The sequence below is a fragment of the Streptomyces sp. NBC_01275 genome, assembly GCF_026340655.1.
Taxonomy (GTDB): Bacteria; Actinomycetota; Actinomycetes; order Streptomycetales; family Streptomycetaceae; genus Streptomyces.
The window spans coordinates 2491323-2514370 of record NZ_JAPEOZ010000001.1 but is presented as its reverse complement, the minus strand read 5'-3'; the positions used below and the strand labels follow the sequence as shown (position 1 = coordinate 2514370).

General features: G+C 69.4%; 13 protein-coding genes and 1 pseudogene. 9 read left to right on the top strand and 5 right to left on the bottom strand.

What is annotated here, in order from left to right; translation table 11 throughout:
• The first annotated feature begins 6 nt into the window (after window positions 1-6).
• Entirely contained in the window at window positions 7-3042 is a 3036-nt protein-coding gene (locus OG562_RS10845) for a bifunctional [glutamine synthetase] adenylyltransferase/[glutamine synthetase]-adenylyl-L-tyrosine phosphorylase (RefSeq protein WP_266396190.1), read from the top strand.
• Between the two features lie 123 nt (window positions 3043-3165).
• Here OG562_RS10845 and OG562_RS10840 read toward each other — a convergent pair whose 3' ends face one another.
• Window positions 3166-4098: a DMT family transporter gene (locus OG562_RS10840; RefSeq protein ID WP_266409177.1), complete on the bottom strand. Its 933-nt coding sequence runs from the start codon at window positions 4096-4098 to the stop codon at window positions 3166-3168.
• 140 nt (window positions 4099-4238) lie between these two features.
• On the opposite strand from OG562_RS10840, the pseudogene OG562_RS10835 reads away from it, so the two are divergent.
• Window positions 4239-5126: pseudogene (locus OG562_RS10835) on the top strand (LysR family transcriptional regulator); the annotation flags it as partial.
• Here the strand turns inward: OG562_RS10835 and OG562_RS10830 are convergent.
• Both OG562_RS10830 and OG562_RS10825 read right to left on the bottom strand, forming a co-directional pair.
• Window positions 5101-5985, bottom strand: coding sequence for a phosphatase PAP2 family protein (locus OG562_RS10830; RefSeq protein WP_323187499.1), 885 nt, complete (start codon window positions 5983-5985; stop codon window positions 5101-5103). The pseudogene OG562_RS10835 and the gene OG562_RS10830 overlap by 26 nt on opposite strands.
• A gap of 132 nt (window positions 5986-6117) precedes the next feature.
• Window positions 6118-7152, bottom strand: coding sequence for a LacI family DNA-binding transcriptional regulator (locus OG562_RS10825; RefSeq protein ID WP_266396188.1), 1035 nt, complete (start codon window positions 7150-7152; stop codon window positions 6118-6120).
• 379 nt (window positions 7153-7531) lie between these two features.
• Here OG562_RS10825 and OG562_RS10820 point away from each other — a divergent pair, with 379 nt between their 5' ends.
• The 5 genes from OG562_RS10820 (at window position 7532) to OG562_RS10800 (ending at window position 14196) form a co-directional block, all read left to right on the top strand.
• Window positions 7532-8806 carry an extracellular solute-binding protein gene (locus OG562_RS10820; protein ID WP_266396187.1) on the top strand — a complete coding sequence of 425 codons (1275 nt, stop codon included), beginning with the start codon at window positions 7532-7534 and terminating at the stop codon, window positions 8804-8806.
• Between the two features lie 162 nt (window positions 8807-8968).
• Entirely contained in the window at window positions 8969-9973 is a 1005-nt protein-coding gene (locus OG562_RS10815) for a carbohydrate ABC transporter permease (RefSeq protein WP_266396185.1), read from the top strand.
• 13 nt (window positions 9974-9986) lie between these two features.
• Window positions 9987-10877, top strand: a complete 891-nt coding sequence (locus OG562_RS10810) for a sugar ABC transporter permease (protein ID WP_266396184.1) — start codon at window positions 9987-9989, stop codon at window positions 10875-10877.
• Window positions 10878-10939: 62 nt separating this feature from the next.
• Window positions 10940-12637 (top strand): glycoside hydrolase family 13 protein, encoded by a 1698-nt coding sequence (locus OG562_RS10805; protein WP_266396183.1) that lies wholly within the window; start codon window positions 10940-10942, stop codon window positions 12635-12637.
• A gap of 179 nt (window positions 12638-12816) precedes the next feature.
• Window positions 12817-14196: an alpha-amylase family protein gene (locus OG562_RS10800; protein WP_266396182.1), complete on the top strand. Its 1380-nt coding sequence runs from the start codon at window positions 12817-12819 to the stop codon at window positions 14194-14196.
• A gap of 7 nt (window positions 14197-14203) precedes the next feature.
• Here the strand turns inward: OG562_RS10800 and OG562_RS10795 are convergent, their stop codons facing one another.
• Window positions 14204-16273: a carbohydrate-binding module family 20 domain-containing protein gene (locus OG562_RS10795; RefSeq protein WP_266396180.1), complete on the bottom strand. Its 2070-nt coding sequence runs from the start codon at window positions 16271-16273 to the stop codon at window positions 14204-14206.
• 187 nt (window positions 16274-16460) lie between these two features.
• Between OG562_RS10795 and pulA the strand changes: the two genes are divergently transcribed.
• Window positions 16461-21917: a pullulanase-type alpha-1,6-glucosidase gene (gene pulA / locus OG562_RS10790; protein WP_266396179.1), complete on the top strand. Its 5457-nt coding sequence runs from the start codon at window positions 16461-16463 to the stop codon at window positions 21915-21917.
• Window positions 21918-21966: 49 nt separating this feature from the next.
• The gene (locus tag OG562_RS10785; protein ID WP_266396177.1) at window positions 21967-22320 is read left to right on the top strand and encodes a 5-carboxymethyl-2-hydroxymuconate Delta-isomerase; all 354 of its coding nucleotides are present in this window, start codon (window positions 21967-21969) and stop codon (window positions 22318-22320) included.
• A 9-nt stretch (window positions 22321-22329) separates the two neighbouring features.
• Here the strand turns inward: OG562_RS10785 and OG562_RS10780 are convergent, their stop codons facing one another.
• On the bottom strand, window positions 22330-23019 hold the full coding sequence (locus OG562_RS10780; RefSeq protein ID WP_266396176.1) for a TetR/AcrR family transcriptional regulator: 690 nt from the start codon (window positions 23017-23019) through the stop codon (window positions 22330-22332).
• Window positions 23020-23048: the final 29 nt, after the last annotated feature.

The following is a 23048-nucleotide window of genomic DNA, read 5'->3' as shown; positions in this document are numbered from 1 at the left end:
CCGGGGATGATGGCGCCGGGGCGCAGGAGCAGTACCTTCACACGGCTGCTGCGGCACGGTTTCACCGACCCGTCCGCCGCCGAGCGGCTCCTCGACGGGCCCGAGCTGTCCCAGGTGCGCGACGACCCCTTTCTCCTGGAGGCCCTCGGCGCCACCGCCGACCCCGACCTCGCGCTGCACGGTCTCGTACGGCTGCTGGAGGCGCAGGGCGTCGGGTCCGCCCGCCGGGAGCTGCTCGACACGCTGATAGCGGCCAAGCCCCTGCGCGACCGGCTGCTCGGGGTGCTGGGGGCCTCCGCCGCGCTCGCCGACCATCTCGCCCGGCATCCACGGGACTGGGAGGCGCTGGTCACCTACGAGCCGCGGGATCTGCATCCCGGGGTGGAGGAGTTCGAACGGGGGCTCGCCGAGGCGGCCGATCCCGTGTCGCTGCGCGTCGCCTACCGGCGGTGCCTGCTGTCCATCGCCGCGCGGGACGTGTGCGGCACGACCGACCTCGCCGAGACCGCCGCCGAGCTCGCCGACCTGGCCACCGCCACGCTGCGCGCCGCCCTCGGCATCGCCCGCGCCGCCGCACCCGACGACGCCGCGTCCTGCCGGCTCGCCGTGATCGCCATGGGCAAGTGCGGCGGACACGAGCTGAACTACGTCTCCGACGTCGACGTCATCTTCGTCGGCGAGGCCGTCGGCGAGAACGACGAGGGCAAGGCGCTGCGGGCCGCGACCAAGCTCGCCTCCCACATGATGCGGATCTGCTCCGAGACGACCGTGGAAGGCTCCATCTGGCCCGTCGACGCCAATCTGCGGCCCGAGGGCAGGAACGGCCCCCTCGTACGCACCCTGTCCAGCCATCTCGCCTACTACCAGCGGTGGGCCAAGACCTGGGAGTTCCAGGCGCTGCTCAAGGCCCGGCCGGTGGCGGGCGACCCGGCGCTGGGCGAGGCCTACGTCGCCGCCCTCGAACCCATGGTGTGGAAGGCCGCCGAGCGGGAGAACTTCGTCACCGACGTGCAGAAGATGCGGCGGCGCGTCGTCGAGAACATTCCGGTCGCCGAGGTCGAGCGCGAGCTGAAGCTCGGGCCGGGCGGGTTGCGGGACGTCGAATTCGCCGTGCAGCTGCTTCAGTTGGTGCATGGGCGGGCAGACGCCTCTCTTCGGAGCGGGACCACGCTCGACGCCCTGCAGGCGCTGGCCGCCGGCGGATACGTCGGGCGCGCGGACGCCGTGCAGCTCGACGAGGCCTACCGCTTTCTGCGCTCCATGGAACACCGCATCCAGCTCTATCGGCTGCGCCGCACCCACCTCGTCCCCGAAGGCGAGGCCGAACTGCGCCGCCTCGGCCGCTCCCTCGGGCTGCGCGTCGACCCGGTCGCCGACCTGAGCCGCGAATGGAAACGGCACACCACCGTCGTACGACGGCTGCACGAGAAGCTGTTCTATCGGCCGCTGCTCGACGCCGTCGCCCAACTCGCGCCTGGCGAAACCAGGCTGAGCGCCAAGGCGGCGCGGGAGCGGCTGGTCGCGCTCGGGTACGCCGATCCTGCCGCCGCGCTGCGGCATCTGGAGGCGCTGGCCTCCGGCGTCACCCGCAAGGCCGCGATCCAGCGCACTCTGCTGCCCGTGCTGCTGGGTTGGTTCGCCGACTCCGCCGACCCGGACGCCGGGCTGCTCAACTTCCGCAAGGTGTCCGATGCGTTGGGCAAGACACCCTGGTATCTGCGGCTGCTGAGGGACGAGGGCGCGGTCGCGGAGAACCTCGCGCGGGTGCTGTCCGCCGGGCGGCTCGCGCCCGATCTGCTGATGCGTGCGCCGGAGGCGGTGGCGTTGCTCGGCGGCGACGGCGACGGCGGTGGTGGGGGCGGCGGCGGTGGCGTGGGCAGTGGCGGCGGGCTCGAGCCGCGGGGGCGGGGGCAGTTGGAGCAGGAGATCCTCGCCGCGGTCGGGCGGGCGGAGGGCGCCGTGCAGGGCGTCACCGCCGCTCGTGGCGTCCGGCGGCGGGAGCTCTTTCGGACGACCGCCGCGGACATCGTCCGGTCCTACGGGACCGAGGCGCAGCCGGTCCAGGCCGATCAGGGCGCCCTGGTGGACCTCGTGGGCGGGGCCGTCTCGGATCTGACGGCCGCGACTGTCGCCGGGACCTTGCGTGCCGTCGTCCGTGACGGCTGGGGCGACACCTTGCCCACGCGCTTCGCCGTCATAGGGATGGGGCGCTTCGGCGGGCACGAGCTGGGCTACGGCTCCGACGCGGACGTTCTCTTCGTGCACGAGCCGCGGGACGGGGTCGACGAGCGGGAGGCCGGCGATGCCGCCAACCGGGTCGTCGCCGAGATGCGGCGGCTGTTGCAGCTCCCCAGCGCGGATCCGCCGCTGCTCGTCGACGCCGACCTGCGGCCCGAGGGCAAGTCCGGGCCGCTCGTACGGACGTTGAACTCGTACGAGGCCTACTACCGGCGGTGGTCGCTGGTGTGGGAGTCACAGGCGTTGCTGCGGGCGGAACCGGTCGCCGGGGACGAGGAGTTGGGGCGGCGGTTCATCGAGCTGATCGATCCCCTGCGGTATCCGGCGAGCGGGCTCGGGGAGGACGCCGTACGGGAGATCCGGCGGCTGAAGGCCCGGATGGAGTCCGAGCGGCTGCCTCGCGGGGCGGATCCCAAGCTGCACACCAAGCTGGGGCCCGGGGGGTTGTCCGACGTGGAGTGGACGGTGCAGTTGCTGCAGATGCGGCATGGCTCTGAGCTGCCGGGGCTGCGGACCACTCGGACGCGTGAGGCGCTCTTGGCCGCGTGTGCGGCGGGGCTCATCTCGGGTGAGGACGCGGAGATCCTGGACGAGGCCTGGGTGTTGGCCAGTCGGGTGCGCAACGCGGTGATGTTGGTGCGGGGACGGGCGGGGGACACGTTTCCGTCCGATGCTCGTGAACTTGTCGCTGTGGGGCGGTACTTGGGGTATGGGGCCGGGCGGGTGGGGGACATGCTCGATGACTATCGGCGGACTGGGCGGCGGGCTCGGGGGGTTGTCGAGGAGCTGTTCTACGGGGGGTAGGCGTTCGGTGGTGGGTGGTGGGTGGCTGACGGTCTGTCGTGGGTCGGGGCCGTGGTGCGTCGAGCCCGTCGCGTGTTGGGCGTACTGCTGTCTGCTGCCACAGCGGAACTCGGCTGTGACGGGCTAAGCGACGGGCTGCGACGCACCGCCACGGCCCGCTCCCGTTGTCGGTCGGGTGCCGCCGGCCCCAGCCCCAGCATCGGCGTCGCTCTCCGTCGGTTTCTTGGTCGTGCGGGTCAGGGCCACTGCCAGGAGGACTACCGCCATGCCTGTGAGGACTCTGGGGCCCGTGTGCTCGTTGAGGAACAGGGTGCCCAGGGCTATCGACACCACGGGGAGCAGGTAGCCGACCGTGGCTGCTGTGGTGGGGCCCTCTTCCGCTATCAGGCGGTAGTTGAGGTAGAAGGTGACGCCTGTGCCGAGTATGCCCAGGGCCGTCACCGCCAGGAGGGCGGTCACGTCGGGGTGGAGGGCGGTCGCCGTGGGGAGGGCGAGGGCGGTCCAGGCTGTGGCCGCCAGGAGTTGGGCCGCCGACATGGCCAGCGGGGCGTCCCGGGTCGTCAGGTTGCGGGCCATGTAGGCGAAGGCCACCGCGTAGCTGGCCGCGGCGGCCAGGAGGGCCAGGGCCGGCCAGCTGAGCAGGCCCGAGCGCTGCCAGGGGGCGAAGATCAGCAGCGTGCCGGCGAAGCCGAGGAGGAGGCCGGTCAGGCGTAGGGGGTGCAGTGCGCGTTCCGTGCCCAGCAGGACGCCGATGAGGAGGGACCAGAGGGGGGTGGTGGCGTTGAGGACGCCCGCGATGCCGGAGTCGACGTGCTGCTCTCCGACGGCGAAGAGGGCGAAGGGCAGGGCGTTGCAGAACAGGGCGGCCACGAACAGATGACGCCAGACCGTGCGTGAGCGGGGCAGGCGTTGACCTGCGCGGCGGGCCAGGAGCAGGAGTACGGCCGTGCCGAGGGCGCAGCGGGCGAGGGTGATCTGCGCCGGGGTCAGGCCGTGGGTGAGCGCCAGCTTGATCCAGAGGAAGCCGGAGCCCCAGAGGAGTGCCAGGGCGGCCATGCGGAGGGTCGAGGACAGGGGCAGGGGGCGGGGACGGAGGCGGGGGAGGGGCATGAGGACAACGGTTGCCTCTTCTTTCTGGAAGGACAAGTGAAATGTTCTGCATGTACTGTTAAGCCCAGCTGCATTATGGTGGTTCCATGCTTGATGTGCGGCGGATGCAGGTGTTGCGGGCAGTCGTGGGGAGCGGGTCCGTCACGGGGGCGGCGGCTGTGCTGGGGTACACGCCGTCCGCCGTCAGTCAGCAGGTCGCGGCCCTGGAGCGGGAGGCGGGCGTCGTACTGCTGGAGCGGGTCGGGCGCGGGGTGCGGCCCACCGCCGCCGGACTGCTGCTCACCGGGTACGCGGACGCAATCGGGCGGCAGCTCGCCGAGGCGGAGGCCGCCCTGGGCGACCTGCTCGCGGGGCGTACGGGGCGGCTGTCGGTGCGGTACTTCGCCACGGCGGGGGCCGGGCTCGTCGCCCCTGCGGTGGCGCGGGTGCGGGAGAGTCATCCGGGCGTCCAGATCGAGCTGAAGCTGGTGACCGGGCCCGGGGACGCGCTGCCGGACGTCAAGGAGGGGCGGGCCGATCTGGCCCTGTTGGTGGGGTCGGCGGGGGACGACCGCCATGGCGTACGGAGTGTGTGGTTGCTGGATGATCCCTATCTCGTCGTGCTGCCTCTCGGGCATCGGCTGGCCGGGCGGCCCGATGTGCGGCTGGGGGAGCTGGCCGAGGAGCCGTTCGTCGGGAGCGAGTGGGCCGGGCCCTGTCGTGACGCCCAGGTCGACGCGTGCGCGGCTGCCGGGTTTCGGCCGCGGGTCGTCGTCGAGAGCGAGGACTATGCGACCGCGCAGGGGTTCGTCGCCGCGGGGCTCGGTGTGAGTCTCGTGCCGCGTCTGGGGCTGGGCAGCCGGCATCCGGGGGTGGTCGTCCGCGAGGTGCGCGATCCGGTGCCGGTGCGCACCATCCACGCGGTGGTGAGGGACAGCGCTTCGCCTCAGCAGCCCGCGCTGGCGGCCTTCATCGAGGCCCTGCGGGAGGCTGCGCGGGCCTCGGAGACAACCGCTCCGGCGCCTTCTTCCTCGGCGGCACCGTCCTGGGCAGGTGGTACGGCAGCGCGCCGTACCAGATGCGGGCCACCGTGAAGCCGAAGGTCAGGCAGAGGATGCCGCCCACCGCGTCCAGCCAGAAGTGGTTGGCCGTGGCGACGATGACCAGCAGGGTGGCCGCCGGGTACAGGAGGCCCAGGATCCGTACCCAGGGCACGGAGGCCAGGGCGAAGATCGTCAGGCCGCACCACAGGGACCAGCCGATGTGCATGGACGGCATCGCGGCGTACTGGTTCGACATGTGCTTCAGGTCGCCGGAGGCCATCGAGCCCCAGGTCCGGTGGACCACGACCGTGTCGATGAAGTCGCCGCCCGGCATCAGGCGCGGGGGCGCCAGGGGGTAGAAGTAGTAGCCGATCAGGGCCACGGCGGTGGTGGCGAAGAGGACGAGGCGGGTCGCCGCGTAGCGGCCGGGGTGGCTGCGGTAGAGCCAGACCAGGACGCCCAGGGTGATGACGAAGTGCAGCGTCGCGTAGTAGTAGTTCATGCCGATGATCAGCCAGGTCACCGAGTTCACCGCGTGGTTGACGGACTCCTCCACGGCGATGCTCAGATGGTTCTCGACCGACCAGATCCAGTCCGCGTTGCGCAGCGCGGCGCCGCGCTGCTCCGGGACCGCGTTGCGGATCAGGGAGTACGTCCAGTAGCTCACCGCGATGAGCAGGACCTCGAACCAGAGGCGGGGGCGGCGGGGGGTGCGCAGGCGGTCCATGGGGCGCTGCCGGACCCCGGCCGTGACAGGCTGCGGAAGGGCCTGATCACGGCCTTCCAGTGGCGTCACGGTCGATTCACCCATGGACATAAAGTCTGCCAGAAAAGCCCTGTCGCCCCGATCATCCCGCGGTCGGGTTCGACCCGCATGTTCTACGTCAGGGAGAGTGCGCGGTCTCCTCCGGGCGCAGTGGGTGAAAACCCCGAGTTCTCCGCCTTACGGACGATTCCGGTCCCCGGGGGCCGAAGCGGTCGAACCGCGTACCACCAGCTCCGGCATGAACACGAACTCGCTGTGCGGCGCCGGCGTCCCGCCGATCTCCTCCAGCAGGGTGCGGACCGCGGCCTGGCCCATCGCGGGGACCGGCTTGCGGACGGTCGTCAGGGGCGGGTCGGTGAAGGCGATCAGGGGCGAGTCGTCGAAACCGACCACGGAGACGTCCTGGGGGACCGCGAGGCCGCGTTGCCGGGCCGCTCGTATCGCGCCCAGGGCCATCATGTCGCTGGCGCACACGATCGCCGTACAGCCCCGGTCGATCAGCGCGTTCGTCGCCGCCTGGCCGCCCTCCAGGGTGTAGAGGGAGTGCTGGACCAGCTCCGACTCGATCGTCTGCGCGCTCAGGCCCAGCTGGTCCTGCATCGTGCGGACGAACCCCTCGATCTTGCGCTGCACCGGCACGAAGCGCTTCGGGCCCAGGGCCAGGCCGACCCGGGTGTGGCCGAGCGAGACGAGGTGGGTGACCGCCAGAGTCATCGCGGCGCGGTCGTCGGGGGAGATGAAGGGGGCCTGGACCTTCGGGGAGAAGCCGTCCACCAGGACGAAGGGGACGCCCTGGGCGCGCAGCTGCTCATAGCGCTGGGTGTCGGCCGTGGTGTCCGCGTGCAGGCCGGAGACGTAGATGATGCCGGCGACCCCGCGGTCCACCAGCATCTCGGTCAGCTCGTCCTCCGTGGAGCCGCCCGGGGTCTGGGTGGCGAGGACCGGGGTGTAACCCTGCCGGGTCAGCGCCTGGCCGATGACCTGGGCCAGGGCCGGGAATATCGGGTTCTCCAGCTCGGGCGTGATGAGGCCGACGAGGCCCGCGCTGCGCTGGCGCAGACGGACCGGGCGCTCGTAGCCCAGGACGTCCAGCGCGGCGAGCACGGACTGGCGGGTGGTGGCGGCGACGCCAGGCTTGCCGTTGAGGACGCGGCTGACGGTCGCTTCGCTCACCCCCGCCTGCGCGGCGATGTCGGCAAGCCGTGTGGTCACAGGGGTGGACTGTACCGGCCGGACCTCACCTTGCACACCAATCGGACGCCGTGGGCGACCTGTCGACCGGCTCCGCCCGGACTGCTGCGTCATCGCGCTCCCTCATGAAAGTGATGGCAAGAGCTTGCAGAGTCTTGCACAAGCCGCCCCAACTGCTCGACGGGCGTAAACAAGCGTCTCATGGCGATCGCTTCCAGGTCACGCACGGATAACTTCGAAGGTCTCTTGCACTTTTTTGCTGCAAGACCTTTCGTCGCGCTTACATGGCTGTTACGTTCCCGGTGCTCGGCCGCGGCAAAGGCGCAGTCGGCAAGTCGACAGGGGCGGCGGACGGGGCCGTGACCTGTAGCACTCGAGCCTTCACTCTCAAGGAGAACTCATGCGGCGTGGCATAGCGGCCACCGCGCTGGTGGCGTCCCTCGCCCTGGCGGCGACGGCCTGCGGCGGAGACGACAGCGGCAGCGACGACTCGTCCGGCCCGGTCACCATCACCTGGTGGGACACCTCCAACGCGACCAACGAGGCGCCGACGTACCAGGCCTTGGTCAAGGAGTTCGAGGCCGCCAACAAGGACGTCAAGGTCAAGTACGTCAACGTGCCCTTCGACCAGGCGCAGAACAAGTTCGACACGGCCGCCGGCGCGTCCGGCGCCCCGGACGTGCTGCGCTCCGAGGTCGGCTGGACCCCCGCCTTCGCCAAGAAGGGCTTCTTCCTGCCGCTGGACGGCACCGAGGCCCTCGCCGACCAGGCGAAGTTCAAGTCGAACCTGGTCGAGCAGGCCAAGTACGAGGGCAAGACGTACGGCGTTCCGCTGGTCACCGACACGCTCGCGCTGGTCTACAACAAGCAGCTCTTCGAGAAGGCCGGCATCACCGAGGCCCCGAAGACCTGGGACGACCTGAAGACCGCCGCCGCCACCGTCAAGGCGAAGACCGGCGTCGACGGCTACTGGGGCTCCACCCAGGCCTACTACGCCCAGTCCTTCCTCTACGGCGAGGGCACCGACACCGTCGACGCCGACGCCAAGAAGATCACCGTGAACTCGGCCGCCGCCAAGAAGGCCTACGGCACCTGGCTGGGCCTGTTCGACGGCAAGGGGCTGCACAAGGCCGACACCACCGCCGACGCCTACGCCCACATCCAGGACGCGTTCGTCAACGGCAAGGTCGCCGCGATCGTGCAGGGCCCCTGGGAGATCACGAACTTCTACAAGGGCGCGGCGTTCAAGGACAAGGCCAACCTCGGCATCGCCACCGTCCCGGCCGGCTCCACCGGCAAGGCGGGCGCCCCGACCGGCGGCCACAACCTGTCCGTGTACGCCGGCTCGGACGCGGCGCACCAGAAGGCGGCCCTGAAGTTCGTCAACTTCATGACCTCCGCGAAGTCCCAGGCGACCATCGCGCTGAAGAACTCCACGCTGCCGACGCGCGACGACGCCTACACCACCGCGGTCAAGGCCGACCCGGGCATCGCCGGCTACCAGACGGTCCTGGGCGCCGCCCAGCCGCGCCCGGCGCTGCCGGAGTACAGCTCCCTGTGGGGTCCGCTCGACACCGAACTGCCGAAGATCGCCGGCGGCAAGGAGTCCCTCGACAAGGGCCTGAGCAACGCCGAGCTCGCGATCCAGAAGCTGGTTCCGGACTTCAGCAAGTAGACGCCGAGTGACCGCCGGAGCGCCCACAGCACGGGGGGAGCGATCCGGCGGTCACCGGCTCTTCCCGCACGCCTGGGAGCCGTACACCCTTACGCCGTACACCTTTACGCCGTAGACCCGTTGAGCCGTACACCCCCTTGAACTTCCAGAAGGTGTCGAACCATGACAGTCGCCATCGACCGCGCGACCGGCAAGCGCCGCGGTGAGCGCGCGCCCCGGCCCGGGCCGGCGCAGCGCCTGAAGCAGGGCTACCAGAAGCACTGGTACGCGTACGCGATGATCGCCCCGGTCGTGATCGTCCTCGGCGTCCTCGTGCTCTATCCCCTGGTGTACGGCCTCTATCTGACGCTCACCGACGCCGACAGCCTCAACAGCGCGCGCACGATCGGCGTCAACCACATCGACGCCACCTACAAGTTCATCGGCCTGGACAACTACGCCGACATCCTGTGGGGCCCGACGGCGTACGACCGCTTCTGGTCGCACTTCATCTGGACGATCGTGTGGACGGCCGCCTGCGTCACACTGCACTACACCATCGGCCTCGGCCTCGCGCTGCTGCTCAACCAGAAGCTGCGCGGCCGGACCCTGTACCGGATGATCCTGGTGCTGCCGTGGGCCGTGCCCACCTTCGTCACCGTCTTCGGCTGGCGGTTCATGCTCGCGGACGGCGGCATCCTCAACTCCGCGCTCGACGCACTGCATCTGCCGTCGCCGCTGTGGCTGGAGGACACCTTCTGGCAGCGGTTCGCCGCCATCATGGTCAACACCTGGTGCGGAGTGCCGTTCATGATGATCTCGCTGCTCGGCGGCCTCCAGTCCATCGACGGATCGCTGTACGAGGCTGCCGAGATGGACGGCGCCAGCGCCTGGCAGCGCTTCCGGTACGTCACCCTGCCGGGTCTGCGGTCCGTCAGCTCCACCGTCGTCCTGCTCGGCGTGATCTGGACCTTCAACCAGTTCGCCGTGATCTTCCTGCTGTTCGGCAAGACCGCCCCCGACGCGCAGATCCTCGTCACCTGGGCGTACTTCCTCGGCTTCGGACAGCAGCCACGCGAATTCGCCCAGTCCGCCGCCTACGGCATCCTGCTGCTGGCCATCCTGATCGTCTTCACCTCGTTCTACCGCCGCTGGCTGAACCGCAACGAGCAGCAGCTCGCGATCTGAGGCAGGAGTTCCCATGAGTACGACGACGACTACGACGACCGCGGTCGCCAGTCGGCCCGACCGGCCCCGGCGTCGCGGCGAGAACAGCCTGGCCGGCTCCCTCGTCTCGCACGGCATCCTGATCGTCGCGAGCCTGATCGCGCTCTTCCCGATCGGCTGGCTGGTCTATCTGTCCCTCGGCCCGGACAAGGACGACTACCTGCACCCCGGCGGCATCTGGGACAAGATGACGTTCGACAACTACTCGTTCGTCCTTCAGCACACCAAGTTCTTCGACTGGCTGACGAGTTCGCTCATCGTCACGCTGGGCACCACGGCCATCGGCGTGCTGATCGCCGCCACCACCGGCTACGCGGTCTCCCGCATGCGCTTCCCCGGCTACCGGAAGTTCATGTGGGTGCTGCTGGTCACCCAGATGTTCCCGGTCGCCGTGCTGATGGTGCCGATGTACCAGATCCTCTCGGACCTGAAGCTCATCGACAACTACTTCGGCCTCATCCTGGTCTACTGCACCACGGTCGTGCCGTACAGCGCCTGGCTGCTCAAGGGGTACTTCGACACCATCCCCTTCGAGATCGACGAGGCGGGACGCGTCGACGGGCTCACCCCGTTCGGCACCTTCTTCCGGCTGATCCTCCCGCTCGCCAAGCCCGGCCTCGCGGTAGCCGCCTTCTACAACTTCCTCACCGCCTTCAGCGAGGTCGCCTTCGCCTCGACGTTCATGCTCAGCGACGACAAGTACACGCTCGCCGTCGGCCTGCAGACCTTCGTCAGCGAACACGACTCCCAGCGCAACCTGATGGCCGCCACCGCGGTGCTGATCGCGATACCCGCCGCCGCGTTCTTCTACCTCGTGCAGAAGAACCTGGTGGCCGGCCTCACCGCGGGCGGCACGAAAGGCTGAGCACATCCCATGCCAGCAACCCAGTTACGTTCCGACACGCTCCCACACGTTCCAAGGACGCCATGAGCCAGCAGCACTCCGCAGCCCCGGCCCCCACCACACGGTCCGCAGCGGCCGTCGCCACCGTCGCCAAGCGGCGCGACTGGTGGCGGGACGCGGTGATCTACCAGGTGTACCCGCGCAGCTTCGCCGACAGCAACGGCGACGGCATGGGCGACCTGGAAGGCGTACGCTCCCGCCTCCCGTATCTGCGCGACCTCGGCGTGGACGCCGTGTGGCTCAGCCCCTACTACGCCTCCCCGCAGGCCGACGCCGGCTACGACGTCGCCGACTACCGCGCCGTCGACCCCATGTTCGGCAACCTCCTCGACGCCGACGCGCTGATCCGCGACGCCCGTGACCTCGGGCTGAGGATCATCGTCGACCTGGTCCCGAACCATTCCTCCGACCAACACGAGTGGTTCAAGCGGGCGTTGCGCGAAGGTCCCGGCTCGTCCCTGCGCGACCGCTACCACTTCCGTCCCGGCAAGGGCGCGAGCGGCGAACTCCCGCCCAACGACTGGGAGTCCATCTTCGGCGGCCCGGCCTGGACGCGGGTCACCGAGCCCGACGGCGCCCCGGGCGAGTGGTACCTCCACCTCTTCGCGCCCGAGCAGCCCGACTTCAACTGGGAACACCCGGCCGTCGGCGACGAGTTCCGCTCCATCCTCCGCTTCTGGCTGGACATGGGCGTCGACGGCTTCCGCATCGACGTGGCCCACGGTCTGGTGAAGGCGCACGGCCTGCCCGACCTCGGCTCCCACGACCAGCTCAAGCTGCTGGGCAACGATGTCATGCCGTTCTTCGACCAGGACGGCGTGCACGAGATCTACCGCCAGTGGCGTCTCATCCTCGACGAGTACTCGGGCGAGCGCATCTTCGTCGCCGAGGCGTGGACGCCGACCGTGGAGCGCACCGCGAACTACGTCCGTCCCGACGAGCTGCACCAGGCCTTCAACTTCCAGTACCTGGCCACCGAGTGGGACGCGCGGGAGCTGCGGGAGGTCGTCGACCGCACCCTGGAGGCGATGCGCCCGGTCGGCGCGCCCGCCACCTGGGTCCTGTCCAACCACGACGTCACCCGCCACGCCACCCGCTTCGCCAACCCGCCCGGCCTCGGCACCCAGATCCGCACCGCCGGCGACCGCGAGCTGGGCCTGCGCCGCGCACGAGCGGCCACGCTGCTGATGCTGGCGCTGCCCGGCTCGGCGTACGTCTACCAGGGCGAGGAACTCGGCCTCCCGGACGTCGTCGACCTGCCCGACGAGGTGCGCCAGGACCCGGCGTACTTCCGCGGCGCAGGCCAGGACGGCTTCCGTGACGGCTGCCGGGTCCCGATCCCGTGGACCCGGGCGGGCGCCTCGTACGGCTTCGGCAGCGGCGGCAGCTGGCTGCCCCAGCCGTCGAGCTGGGCGGAGTTGAGCGTCGAGGCGCAGGAAGGCGTCCCCGACTCGACCCTGGAGCTGTACCGCGAGGCGCTCCGCATCCGTCGCGCCCGGCCCGACCTGGGCGCGGGCGACTCGGTGGAGTGGCTGAAGGCCCCGGAGGGCGTACTCGCCTTCCGTCGCGGGGAGTTCGTGTGCGTCGCGAACACCGGCGAGGAGTCGGTGACGACCCCGGCGTACGGGCGGGTGCTGCTCGCGAGCGGAGAGGTGAGCGAGACGGACGGCGGCGAGGCGAAGGTGCCGGCGGACACGACGGTCTGGTTCGCCACCGCCTGACCGGACCCGTCTTGACGGGCCGCCTTGACCGGGCCCGTCTGATCGGACCCTCCTGAAACTTCTTTCATCAACTTCCTCCGGCCCGCTGCCTTTTCAGGCAGCGGGCCTTTAACATCTGCGCAACCGCAAGTTTTCATAAAACTTGCAGCAAGAACCTTCAACGGAGAAGGAACCCCCCCATGGCCAGAACCAGAGCCCTCTCGGGCGCCCTCGCCCTCGCCGCGGCGACCGTCCTCACGGCCCCCGCCACCGCCGCCCACGCCTCCCCGCCGGGCGTCAAGGACGTCACCGCCGTGCTCTTCGAGTGGAACTTCGCCTCGGTCGCCAAGGAGTGCACGAACACCCTCGGCCCGGCCGGCTACGGCTACGTCCAGGTCTCCCCGCCCGCCGAGCACATACAGGGCTCGCAGTGGTGGACGTCGTACCAGCCGGTCAGCTACAAGATCGCCGGGCGGCTGGGGGACCGTACGGCCTTCCGGAGCATGGTGGACACGTGTCACGCGGCCGGAGTGAAGGTCGTCGTCGACACCGTCGTCAACCACATGGCGGCGGGCAGCGGCACCGGCACCGGCGGCTCGTCGTACACGAAGTACGACTACCCGGGCCTGTACTCCTCCTACGACTTCGACGACTGCACCTCCTGGGTCACGAACTACAGCGACCGCTGGAACGTCCAGCACTGCGAACTGGTCGGCCTCGCCGACCTGGACACGAACGAGAGCTACGTCCGCTCCGCGATCGCCGGCTACATGAACGACCTGCTCACCCTCGGCGTCGACGGCTTCCGCATCGACGCGGCCAAGCACATCGACACGGCCGACCTGGCGAACATCAAGTCGCGGCTGACGAGCCCGAGCGCGTACTGGAAGCAGGAGGTCATCTACGGCAGCGGAGAGGCCGTCCAGCCGACCGAGTACACGGGCAACGGCGACGTCCAGGAGTTCCGTTACGCCTATGACCTCAAGCGGGTCTTCAACAACGAGAACCTCGCCTACCTGAAGAACTACGGCGAGGGCTGGGGGTATCTGAGCAGCTCGGTCGCCGGCGTCTTCGTCGACAACCACGACACCGAGCGCAACGGCTCCACGCTCAACTACAAGGACGGCGCGAGCTACACCCTCGCCAACGTCTTCATGCTCGCCCATCCGTACGGCGCACCCGACGTCAACTCCGGTTACGAGTGGTCGGACACGGATGCCGGACCTCCCAACAGCGGTGCCGTGAGCGCTTGTTGGCAGGACGGATGGAAGTGCCAGCACGCCTGGCCGGAGATCAGGTCCATGGTCGCCTTCCGCAACGCCACCCGGGGCGAGTCGATGACGAACTGGTGGGACGACGGGGGCGACGCGATCGCCTTCGGGCGGGGCGCGAAGGGCTTTGTGGCGATCAACCACGAGACCGGCAGCCTGAGCAGGACCTACCAGACCTCCCTGCCCGCCGGGACGTACTGCAACGTGCAGAACAGCACGACGGTGACGGTGAACTCCAGCGGGCAGTTCACCGCCACCTTGGGGGCCGATACGGCGCTGGCGATCTACGCGGGCAAGTCGAGCTGCTGAGCCGCCGCTACTTCCAGGTGTCGGCCGTGACGTAGCCGGAGGAAGTGCCCGTCGTGTACGAGCGGTTCGTGCCCGACTCCCATGTCACGTTTCCGGAGCCGTCCTTCTTGATGAACTTGTACTCGAAGGACGTGCTCCGGGGGACGATGGCGAGCTTGCTCCAGGTCGGGTAGGCGGCCGAGGAGAGCGGGATCGCGTCGGCCGTGTTCCAGGAGCCGAGGGAGGCGAGGGAGCCGACGACGTAGACATCGGTGCCCAGGGTCGTCGTGGCGGTGACGTTGAAGGTGACGTCGGTGGCGCTCGCGCTCGCCACGTTCCAGGAGTTGTTCAGGGTGAGCGCCGAAGTCGTGCTCGTGGCCGACCTGTTGGCGTTGGACTCCCAGGTCACGTTCCCGGCCGAGTCCTTCTTGATGTACTTGTACTCGAACGACGTGTTGATCGGCACGTTCACCGACCCCGACCAGATCGGATAGCCGGCGGACGACAGCTGGACGGCCTTGGACGCGTCCCAGCCGCCCAGCGCCGCGATCGAGCCGACGACGTAGACGTTCGTGCCGCTCGTCGTCGACGCGTACTCGCCGAAGGTCGCGCTCACCGTGGACGTCGACCCGCCGTCGTCGGGCTCGCAGGCCGTGCACGGGGTGAACGCGCCGTCGTAGAAGGCGATCGCGCTCTTCGCCGGGACGGTGAGGGTGGCGTTGCCGCCGGAGACCGTCACGGTCGTCGTGCCGTTGTCGACGACGTTGGCGTACGTGCCGTCGGCCATTCCGGTGGCGAAGGTGTGAGTCGCCGCGGACGAACCGTTGTTGAGGGCGATGTAGCCGCCCGTGCCGCGGCCGAAGCCGATGACGTTCGAGGACTTCGTGGACCAGTTGGTCACCGCCGCCGAGCCGACCGCGTTGTGCCACTTCACCATGCCTGCGATGGCGGTGTCGCGTTGCAGGCAGTACCAGCCGCTGGAGCAGTTCGTGTCCGTCACGAAGCCGCTGGAGTTCGGCGGGGCCTGGTCGGAGGAGGACCACTCGAAGCCCGAGTAGATCGTGGGGGTCGCCCACTTGTAGGCCAGCTCGAAGACGTTGGCGAGCCGGTAGGCGTCGCCGTCCTTGTAGCTCATGTGCAGGCCGTTGCGCTCGGTGTCGTGGTTCGTCACGAAGGACACCGAGTTGGCGGCCGGGAGGATGCCGCTGCTCTCCAGGGAGGACAGATCGCTCACGTTCCCCTGGAACGCCGACTTCAGCCTGCTCGCGTAGGTGAAGTCCAGGACGTCGCCCGAGGCGTAGTAGTCGGAGGCGGCCGGCGTCGAACCCGGGTACACCTCCTGGAAGATGTACGGCGCGGAGCCCGACGTCGTGGTGTTCAGCCTGGCCCAGATCGCGTTGAGGTCCGTGACCGGGATGTGCTTGGCCGCGTCGATGCGGAAGCCGTCGACGCCCAGGGCGATCTGCTTGTTGAGGAAGGCCGCGATGCCCGAGCGGACGTTGTCGTCCTCGGTCTCCAGGTCGGGCAGGCCCAGCAGTTCGCAGTTCTGGATCTCGCTGAGGTTGGACCAGTCGTCGATGATCAGGTCGGAGTCGTTGCACTCCGCGGACGTGTGGTAGTCGCCCGGGTCCCAGTTCGGGGTGTCGTACTTGTTGGTGATCGTCGTGCCGTTGTAGCCGGTGCCGGTCTGGGCGGCGGTGTGGTTGATCACCGCGTCCGTGTAGACCTTGACGCCCGCGGTGTGGCAGGCGGTGACCATCGACGCGAACTGGGCCGCGGTCCCGAAGCGGCCGGTCAGGTCGTAGGAGTACGGCTGGTAGACGTCCCACCAGTAGAAGTTGGACTGCTTGAGGGACTCGGCGGGCGGGGCGACCCAGACCGCGCCGTAGCCGCCCGGTCCGAGCACGTCCGTGCACTCGGAGGCGACCGAGTTCCAGTTGTACTCCCACAGGTTGGCGATCACGTCGCCGGAGGTCGTGGCGTCGGCGTGGGCCGGTGCGGCGGGCAGGGCGATCACGCCTGCCAGGGCCAGTGCGGCGGCGGCCGCGGCGGTCGCGGTGCGCTGGAGAACGCTCGGGGGGCGGGGTCCGATGGTCATGGCGGCTCCGAAAGGAAGGATCTGGATTCAACAACCGGTGAGCGTGGGCCAGTTGGGGAGAGCCGTCAAGGTCCGCCGTGAAAGTTCTTTCCATGAGTTTCAAGACTCTTGCTGTAAACCTTTCGTTAGCGATACGGTCGCGCCGGGTCGGACCCAACTGAGCCGCAATCGCAAGGAGTCCCCGCCTGTGACACCGAGATGGCCGGCGCCCCCGAGTCGCCGCACCGCCCCTGCCGGACGGGTCGCGACCGTCACCGTCGTCGCGCTCGCCGCAGCGCTCGTGCACCCCCTCGCGGCCCGGGCGGACGCCCCGCCCCCGCCCCCCTCCGACGCGAGGCTCGCCGCCGCGCCCGCCCGGCACGACGACACCCGCGAGCAGTTCTACTTCGTCATGCCGGACCGGTTCGCAGACGGCGACACCCGCAACGACGAGGGCGGGCTCACCGGTTCACGGCTCACCACCGGCTACGACCCCACCGACAAGGGCTTCTACCAGGGCGGCGACCTCAAGGGCCTGACCAGGAAGCTCGACTACATCAAGGGGCTCGGCACCACCGCCATCTGGATGGCCCCGATCTTCAAGAACCAGCCCGTGCAGGGGACGGGGAGTGGGGGTACCTCCCAGGCGTTTAGCACGGGGGGAGCCTCCGCCGGCTACCACGGGTACTGGATCACCGACTTCACCCAGGTCGACCCGCACTTCGGCACCAACAAGGACCTCGAGACCCTCATCTCCAAGGCGCACGCCAAGGGGATGAAGGTCTTCTTCGACGTCATCACCAACCACACCGCCGACGTCGTCGACTACGAGGAGAAGTCCTACGACTACCTCGCCAAGGGCGCTTTCCCCTACCTGACCAAGGACGGCGAGCCCTTCGACGACGCCGACTACGCGGAGGGGAAGACGAGGTTCCCCGCCGTCGACGCCGACTCCTTCCCCCGGACGCCGACGGTCGCCGCCGCGAAGAACAACGCCAAGGTCCCGTCCTGGCTCAACGACCCGACGATGTACCACAACCGCGGCGACTCGACGTATGCCGGCGAGTCGACGACGTACGGCGACTTCTCCGGGCTCGACGACCTGTGGACCGAACGTCCCGAGGTCGTCGGCGGGATGGAGAAGATCTACCAGCGGTGGGTGCGGGACTTCGACATCGACGGCTTCCGGATCGACACCGTGAAGCACGTGAACATGGAGTTCTGGACGCAGTGGGCCACCGCCCTCGACGCGTACGCCGAGAAGCAGGGCCGCGACGACTTCTTCATGTTCGGCGAGGTGTACTCCGCCGACACGGGCATCACCTCCCCGTACGTCACCCAGGGCCGCCTCGACGCCACCCTCGACTTCCCCTTCCAGGAGGCGGCCCGCCAGTACGCCTCGCAGGGCGGCAGCGCGCAGCGGCTCGCCTCCGTCTTCGGCGACGACTACAAGTACACGACCGACAAGGCCAACGCCTACGAGCAGGTCACCTTCCTCGGCAACCACGACATGGGCCGCATCGGGTACTTCCTGAACCAGGACAACCCGAAGGCCACCGACGCCGAGCTGCTCGCCAAGGACCGGCTCGCCAACGAGCTGATGTTCCTCAGCCGCGGCAACCCCGTCGTCTACTACGGCGACGAGCAGGGCTTCACCGGCTCCGGCGGCGACAAGGACGCCCGCCAGACGATGTTCGCCTCGAAGGTCGCCGACTACCTCGACGACGACGAGATCGGCACCACCCGCACCCACGCGAGCGACGCCTACGACCCGGCCGCCCCGCTCTACCGCCAGATCGCCGCACTCGCCAAGCTCCGCAAGGCCAACCCCGCCCTCACCGACGGCGTCCAGACCGAGCGCTACGCGGCCGACGGCCCCGGCGTCTACGCGTTCTCCCGCACGGGCGACGGCAGGGTCGACGGCAGGGGCGACACGACGGAGTACGTCGTCGCCTTCAACAACGCCGACACGGCGAGGACGGCGACCTTCGCGACCGGGTCGCCGGACATGGCATACCGGGGGATCTACGGAACGTCGAGCACGGTGACGAGCGACGCCGACAACAAGGTCACCGTCACCGTCCCCGCGGGTTCCGCGGTCGTCCTCAAGGCGTCCGGCGCCCTCGCCAACCCGACGACCCACCCCACGATCGCCCTCGAGGCCCCCGACGCCGGCGCCACCGGCACCGTCGAGCTCAGCGCCGACGTCGCGGGCGGCCGGCTCAACCGGGTCGTCTTCGCCGCCCAGACCGGCAACGGCACATGGCAGACGCTGGGCTCCGCCGACCACGCCCCGTACAAGGTCACGCAGACCATCGGCAAGGACGTACCGGCCGCAACCGCCCTGCGCTACAAGGCGGTGGTGATCGACTCGGCCGGGCACACGGCGAGCGCGACGGCCGCCTCCACCTCCGGCGCCCCGCCCGCCGAAGAGGTCCCCACGGCCTCCTCCCGTGACTACGCGATCGTCCACTACAAGCGCACCGACGGCGACTACGACGACTGGGGCCTGTACGCCTGGGGCGACCTCGCCGACGGAGAGTCGACGACCTGGCCCGCGAGCCACCCGTTCGTCGGCCGGGACGCGTACGGCGCTTTCGCCTACGTCAAGCTGAAGGCCGGCGCCTCGAACGTCGGTTTCCTCGTCATCGACAAGGACGGGAACAAGGACGTCTCCGCCGACCGCTCGATCGACCTCACCAAGACGGGAGAGGTCTGGATCGAGCAGGGCAAGGAGACCGTACAGACGGAACGCCCGGACTACCCGGCGCAGGACACCGCCAAGGCGGTCATCCACTACCACCGCGCCGACGGCGACCACACCGGCTGGGGCCTGCACGTCTGGACGGGAGCCGCGAGTCCCACGGACTGGTCGAGCCCGTTGCAGCCGGTGAGGACCGACGCCTATGGCGCGGTCTTCGAGGTGCCGCTCAACGCCGGTGCGACCAGCCTCAGTTACATCATCCACAAGGGCGACGAGAAGGACCTCGCCGCCGACCAGTCCCTGGACCTCAAGTCCGACGGCTACGAGGTCTGGCTCCTGGACGGCCAGGAGAAGCACCTCCTGCCGCAGCCCGCGGGCAGCGCGGCCGCCCTCGACCTGACCACCTCCAAGGCGGTCTGGATCGACCGGGACACAGTCGCCTGGAACGGCTCCGACGCGGCCGCCTCGACCCAGCTCGTGTACTCCCGAGACGGTTCGATCGCCGTCAAGGACTCCACGCTGACCAGCGACGACGAGCGGTGGCTGCGCCTGTCGAAGACCGCGCTCACGGATGCCCAGAAGGCGAAGTTCCCCTATCTGAAGGACTACACGGCCTGGTCCGTCGACCCACGTGACCGAGATCGCATACGAGAGGCCTTGAACGGGCAGCTGGTCGCTTCCCAACGGGCCGTAAACGGCGCTGTGTCGGCCGCGACCGGAGTCCAGATCGCGGGCGTACTCGACGACGTGTACGACGCGACCAAGGCCGACCTCGGCCCCATCTTCCGCAACGGCCGTCCCACACTGGCCGTGTGGGCCCCGACCGCACAGAGCGTGTCGCTGGATCTCGACGGGTCGCCGAAGAAGATGAGCCGTGACGCCGCCACCGGCGTCTGGTCCGTCACCGGCCCGGCCTCCTGGAAGAACAAGCCGTACCGGTACGTCGTGAAGGTGTGGGCGCCGACCGTACGGAAGATCGTCGCCAACGAGGTCACCGACCCCTACTCGGTCGCCCTCACCGCCGACTCCGAGCGCAGCCTCCTGGTCGACCTCGCCGACAAGTCCCTTGCCCCGAACGGCTGGTCGAGCCTGAAGAAGCCCAAGGCGGTGGCGCTGAAGGACGCGGAGATCCAGGAGCTGCACATCCGGGACTTCTCCGTCGCGGACGACACGGTCCCCACCAAGGACCAGGGCGCCTACCTCGCCTTCACCGACAAGAACAGCGACGGCTCGAAGCATCTGCGCGAGCTGGCCAAGTCCGGTACGTCGTACGTGCATCTGCTGCCCGCCTTCGACATCGCCACCATCCCCGAGAAGACCTCCGGGCAGTCGGCCACCGACTGCGACCTCGCCTCCTACGCGGCCGACTCCGAGAAGCAGCAGGAATGCGTGGCGGCCGTCGCCGCGAAGGACGCCTACAACTGGGGCTACGACCCGTACCACTTCACGGTCCCCGAAGGGTCGTACGCCGGCGACCCGGACGGCGCCGGTCGCACCGTCGAGTTCCGCAAGATGGTCAAGTCGCTGAACGAGGACGGTCTCAGGGTCGTCATGGACGTGGTCTACAACCACACGGCGGCCAGCGGACAGGCGGACCACTCGGTCCTGGACAAGATCGTGCCCGGCTACTACCAGCGGCTTCTCGCCGACGGCAGCGTGGCGACCTCCACATGCTGTGCGAACACGGCGACCGAGAACGCCATGATGGGCAAGCTGGTCGTCGACTCGATCGTCACCTGGGCCAAGGAGTACAAGGTCGACGGCTTCCGCTTCGACCTCATGGGCCACCAGCCGAAGGCCAACATCCTCGCCGTACGCAAGGCGCTGGACGCACTGACCCCGGCGAAGGACGGCGTCGACGGCAAGAAGATCATCATGTACGGCGAGGGCTGGAACTTCGGCGAGGTCGCCGACGACGCCCGCTTCGTGCAGGCCACGCAGAAGAACATGGCCGGCACCGGCATCGCGACCTTCTCCGACCGGGCCCGTGACGCCGTGCGCGGCGGCAGCCCGTTCGACTCCGACCCCGGCGTACAGGGCTTCGCGTCCGGGCTGTACACCGACCCCAACGCGTCCACGGCGAACGGCACTTCGGCCGAGCAGAAGGCCCGCCTCCTGCACTACCAGGACCTCATCAAGGTCGGCCTCTCCGGAAATCTGGCGGGCTACCGTTTCACGGACGTCGACGGCGATTCGGTCACCGGCAGCGAGGTCGACTACAACGGCCAGCCCGCCGGATACGCGGACGCGCCCGGCGACGCCCTCGCCTACGTCGACGCCCACGACAACGAGTCGCTGTTCGACGCGCTGACCTACAAGCTGCCCGCCTCCACGAGCGCGTCCGACCGGGCCCGGATGCAGGTCCTCGCCATGGCCACGGCCGCCCTCTCCCAGGGCCCCGCGCTCTCCCAGGCGGGCTCCGACCTGCTGCGCTCCAAGTCCCTGGACCGCAACTCCTACGACAGCGGCGACTGGTTCAACGCGATCCACTGGAACTGCGCGGACGGCAACGGCTTCGGGCGCGGGCTGCCTCCGGCCGTCGACAACGCCTCCAAGTGGCCCTACGCCAAACCCCTGTTGACGTCCGTCAAGGTCGGATGCCCCCAGATCGAGGACGCCTCCGCCGCCTACCGGGACCTGCTGAGGATCCGTACGACGGAGCAGGCGTTCTCCCTCGGCACGGCCGCACGGGTGCAGTCGGCGCTCTCCTTCCCGCTGTCCGGGACGGACGAGACGCCCGGGGTGATCACCATGGAGCTGGGCGACCTGGTCGTCGTGTTCAACGCGACGCCGACCGCACAGCGGCAGACCGTCGGCGCACTCGCCGGAACCGGCTACCGGCTGCATCCGGTGCAGGCGGCGGGCGCGGACCCGGTGGTGAAGGCGGCACGGTTCGAGCGGGCCTCGGGCGCCTTCACGGCGCCCGCGCGTACGGTCGCGGTGTTCTCGCGCCTGCCCTGACCGGGGGAGCCGGTTAAGGTGAGCGCACCGACCTCGAACAGGAGAGCTCATGCCGCAGATCACCGTCGACTACTCGGCCGCGATGGACCCCGGCTTCGACCGGGCCGCCTTCGCGCGGGCCCTGCACACCTCGGTGGTCGAGATCGCAGCCGCCAAGCCGGAGGCCTGCAAGACCCTGTTCCGCCGGGCCGACGACACCGCGTTCGGCTACGAGGAGGACGGCCACGCCGTCGTCCACGTCACGCTCGGTCTGCTGGCCGGCCGCACGGACGAGACCAAGGTGAAGCTGACCGAGGCCGTCCTGGGGCTGCTGCGTGAGCATGTGGCGGACGGCGGGTTCACGCTGCACGCCTCCGCCGAGGTGCGTGACCTGGACCCGTCGTACCGCAAGTTCGAGGGCTGAGAAGACCGCTCAGGACGCCAGTGCGATGAGCCGGCTGACCAGGTCCCCGAAGGGGCCGTCGGCCGGCTCGCCACCCAGCATGGGGTGCAGCAGCGCGCGCAGCTCGTCGTCGTAGGCCGCCGTCACGGCGGTCAGCGCGGCGAAGTCGTGCACGAGCTTGACCTCCAGCTCCTCGCGCGGGATGCGCCGCCCGTCCAGCCAGATCAGCGCGGTCGACTCGGCGAGCGAGATCCAGGACCGGACGAGCAGCTCCAGGCGCGGGGGCGGATCGGTGATGCCCAGATGCGACAGGATCTGTTCGTAGGCGACCTGGCGCACGGAGTCGATGAGCGCGTTCGTGGCCGAAGAGCCCACGGCCGGGCCGCCGCGCATGAGGGCCGAGAAACCGGGGCCGTGCTGGTCGACGAAGTCGAAGAACCGGCGCATCACCCGCAGCAGCCGGGCCCCCAGCGGCCCCTCGTGCGGTTCGACGAACCGCTGCGCCAGGTCTTCCGACGCCCGCTTCAACGCGGCTTCGTACAGGCTGAGTTTGCCGGGGAAGTAGTGGTAGACGAGGGGGCGGGAGATGCCGGCGGCCGCGGCTATCTCGTCGATGGAGACGTCGTCGGGCGAACGCTGGGCGAACAGTTCGAGGGCGACGCCGATCAACTGCTGCCGACGCTCCTCGACTCCCATTCTGCGACGAACCCCGGTAGTCATACGAACACCCTACCGATCGGATCCGGACG

Excerpts from the sequence above, each read along its gene's own strand:
- OG562_RS10795 (WP_266396180.1), bottom strand. The coding sequence starts at position 16,273 with ATGACCATCGGACCCCGCCCCCCGAGCGTTCTCCAGCGCACCGCGACC.
- OG562_RS10820 (WP_266396187.1), top strand. The coding sequence starts at position 7,532 with ATGCGGCGTGGCATAGCGGCCACCGCGCTGGTGGCGTCCCTCGCCCTG.
- OG562_RS10840 (WP_266409177.1), bottom strand. The coding sequence starts at position 4,098 with ATGGCCGCCCTGGCACTCCTCTGGGGCTCCGGCTTCCTCTGGATCAAG.
- OG562_RS10805 (WP_266396183.1), top strand. The coding sequence starts at position 10,940 with ATGAGCCAGCAGCACTCCGCAGCCCCGGCCCCCACCACACGGTCCGCA.
- OG562_RS10845 (WP_266396190.1), top strand. The coding sequence starts at position 7 with ATGATGGCGCCGGGGCGCAGGAGCAGTACCTTCACACGGCTGCTGCGG.
- OG562_RS10830 (WP_323187499.1), bottom strand. The coding sequence starts at position 5,985 with ATGGGTGAATCGACCGTGACGCCACTGGAAGGCCGTGATCAGGCCCTT.
- OG562_RS10815 (WP_266396185.1), top strand. The coding sequence starts at position 8,969 with ATGACAGTCGCCATCGACCGCGCGACCGGCAAGCGCCGCGGTGAGCGC.
- OG562_RS10785 (WP_266396177.1), top strand. The coding sequence starts at position 21,967 with ATGCCGCAGATCACCGTCGACTACTCGGCCGCGATGGACCCCGGCTTC.
- OG562_RS10780 (WP_266396176.1), bottom strand. The coding sequence starts at position 23,019 with ATGACTACCGGGGTTCGTCGCAGAATGGGAGTCGAGGAGCGTCGGCAG.
- OG562_RS10800 (WP_266396182.1), top strand. The coding sequence starts at position 12,817 with ATGGCCAGAACCAGAGCCCTCTCGGGCGCCCTCGCCCTCGCCGCGGCG.
- OG562_RS10810 (WP_266396184.1), top strand. The coding sequence starts at position 9,987 with ATGAGTACGACGACGACTACGACGACCGCGGTCGCCAGTCGGCCCGAC.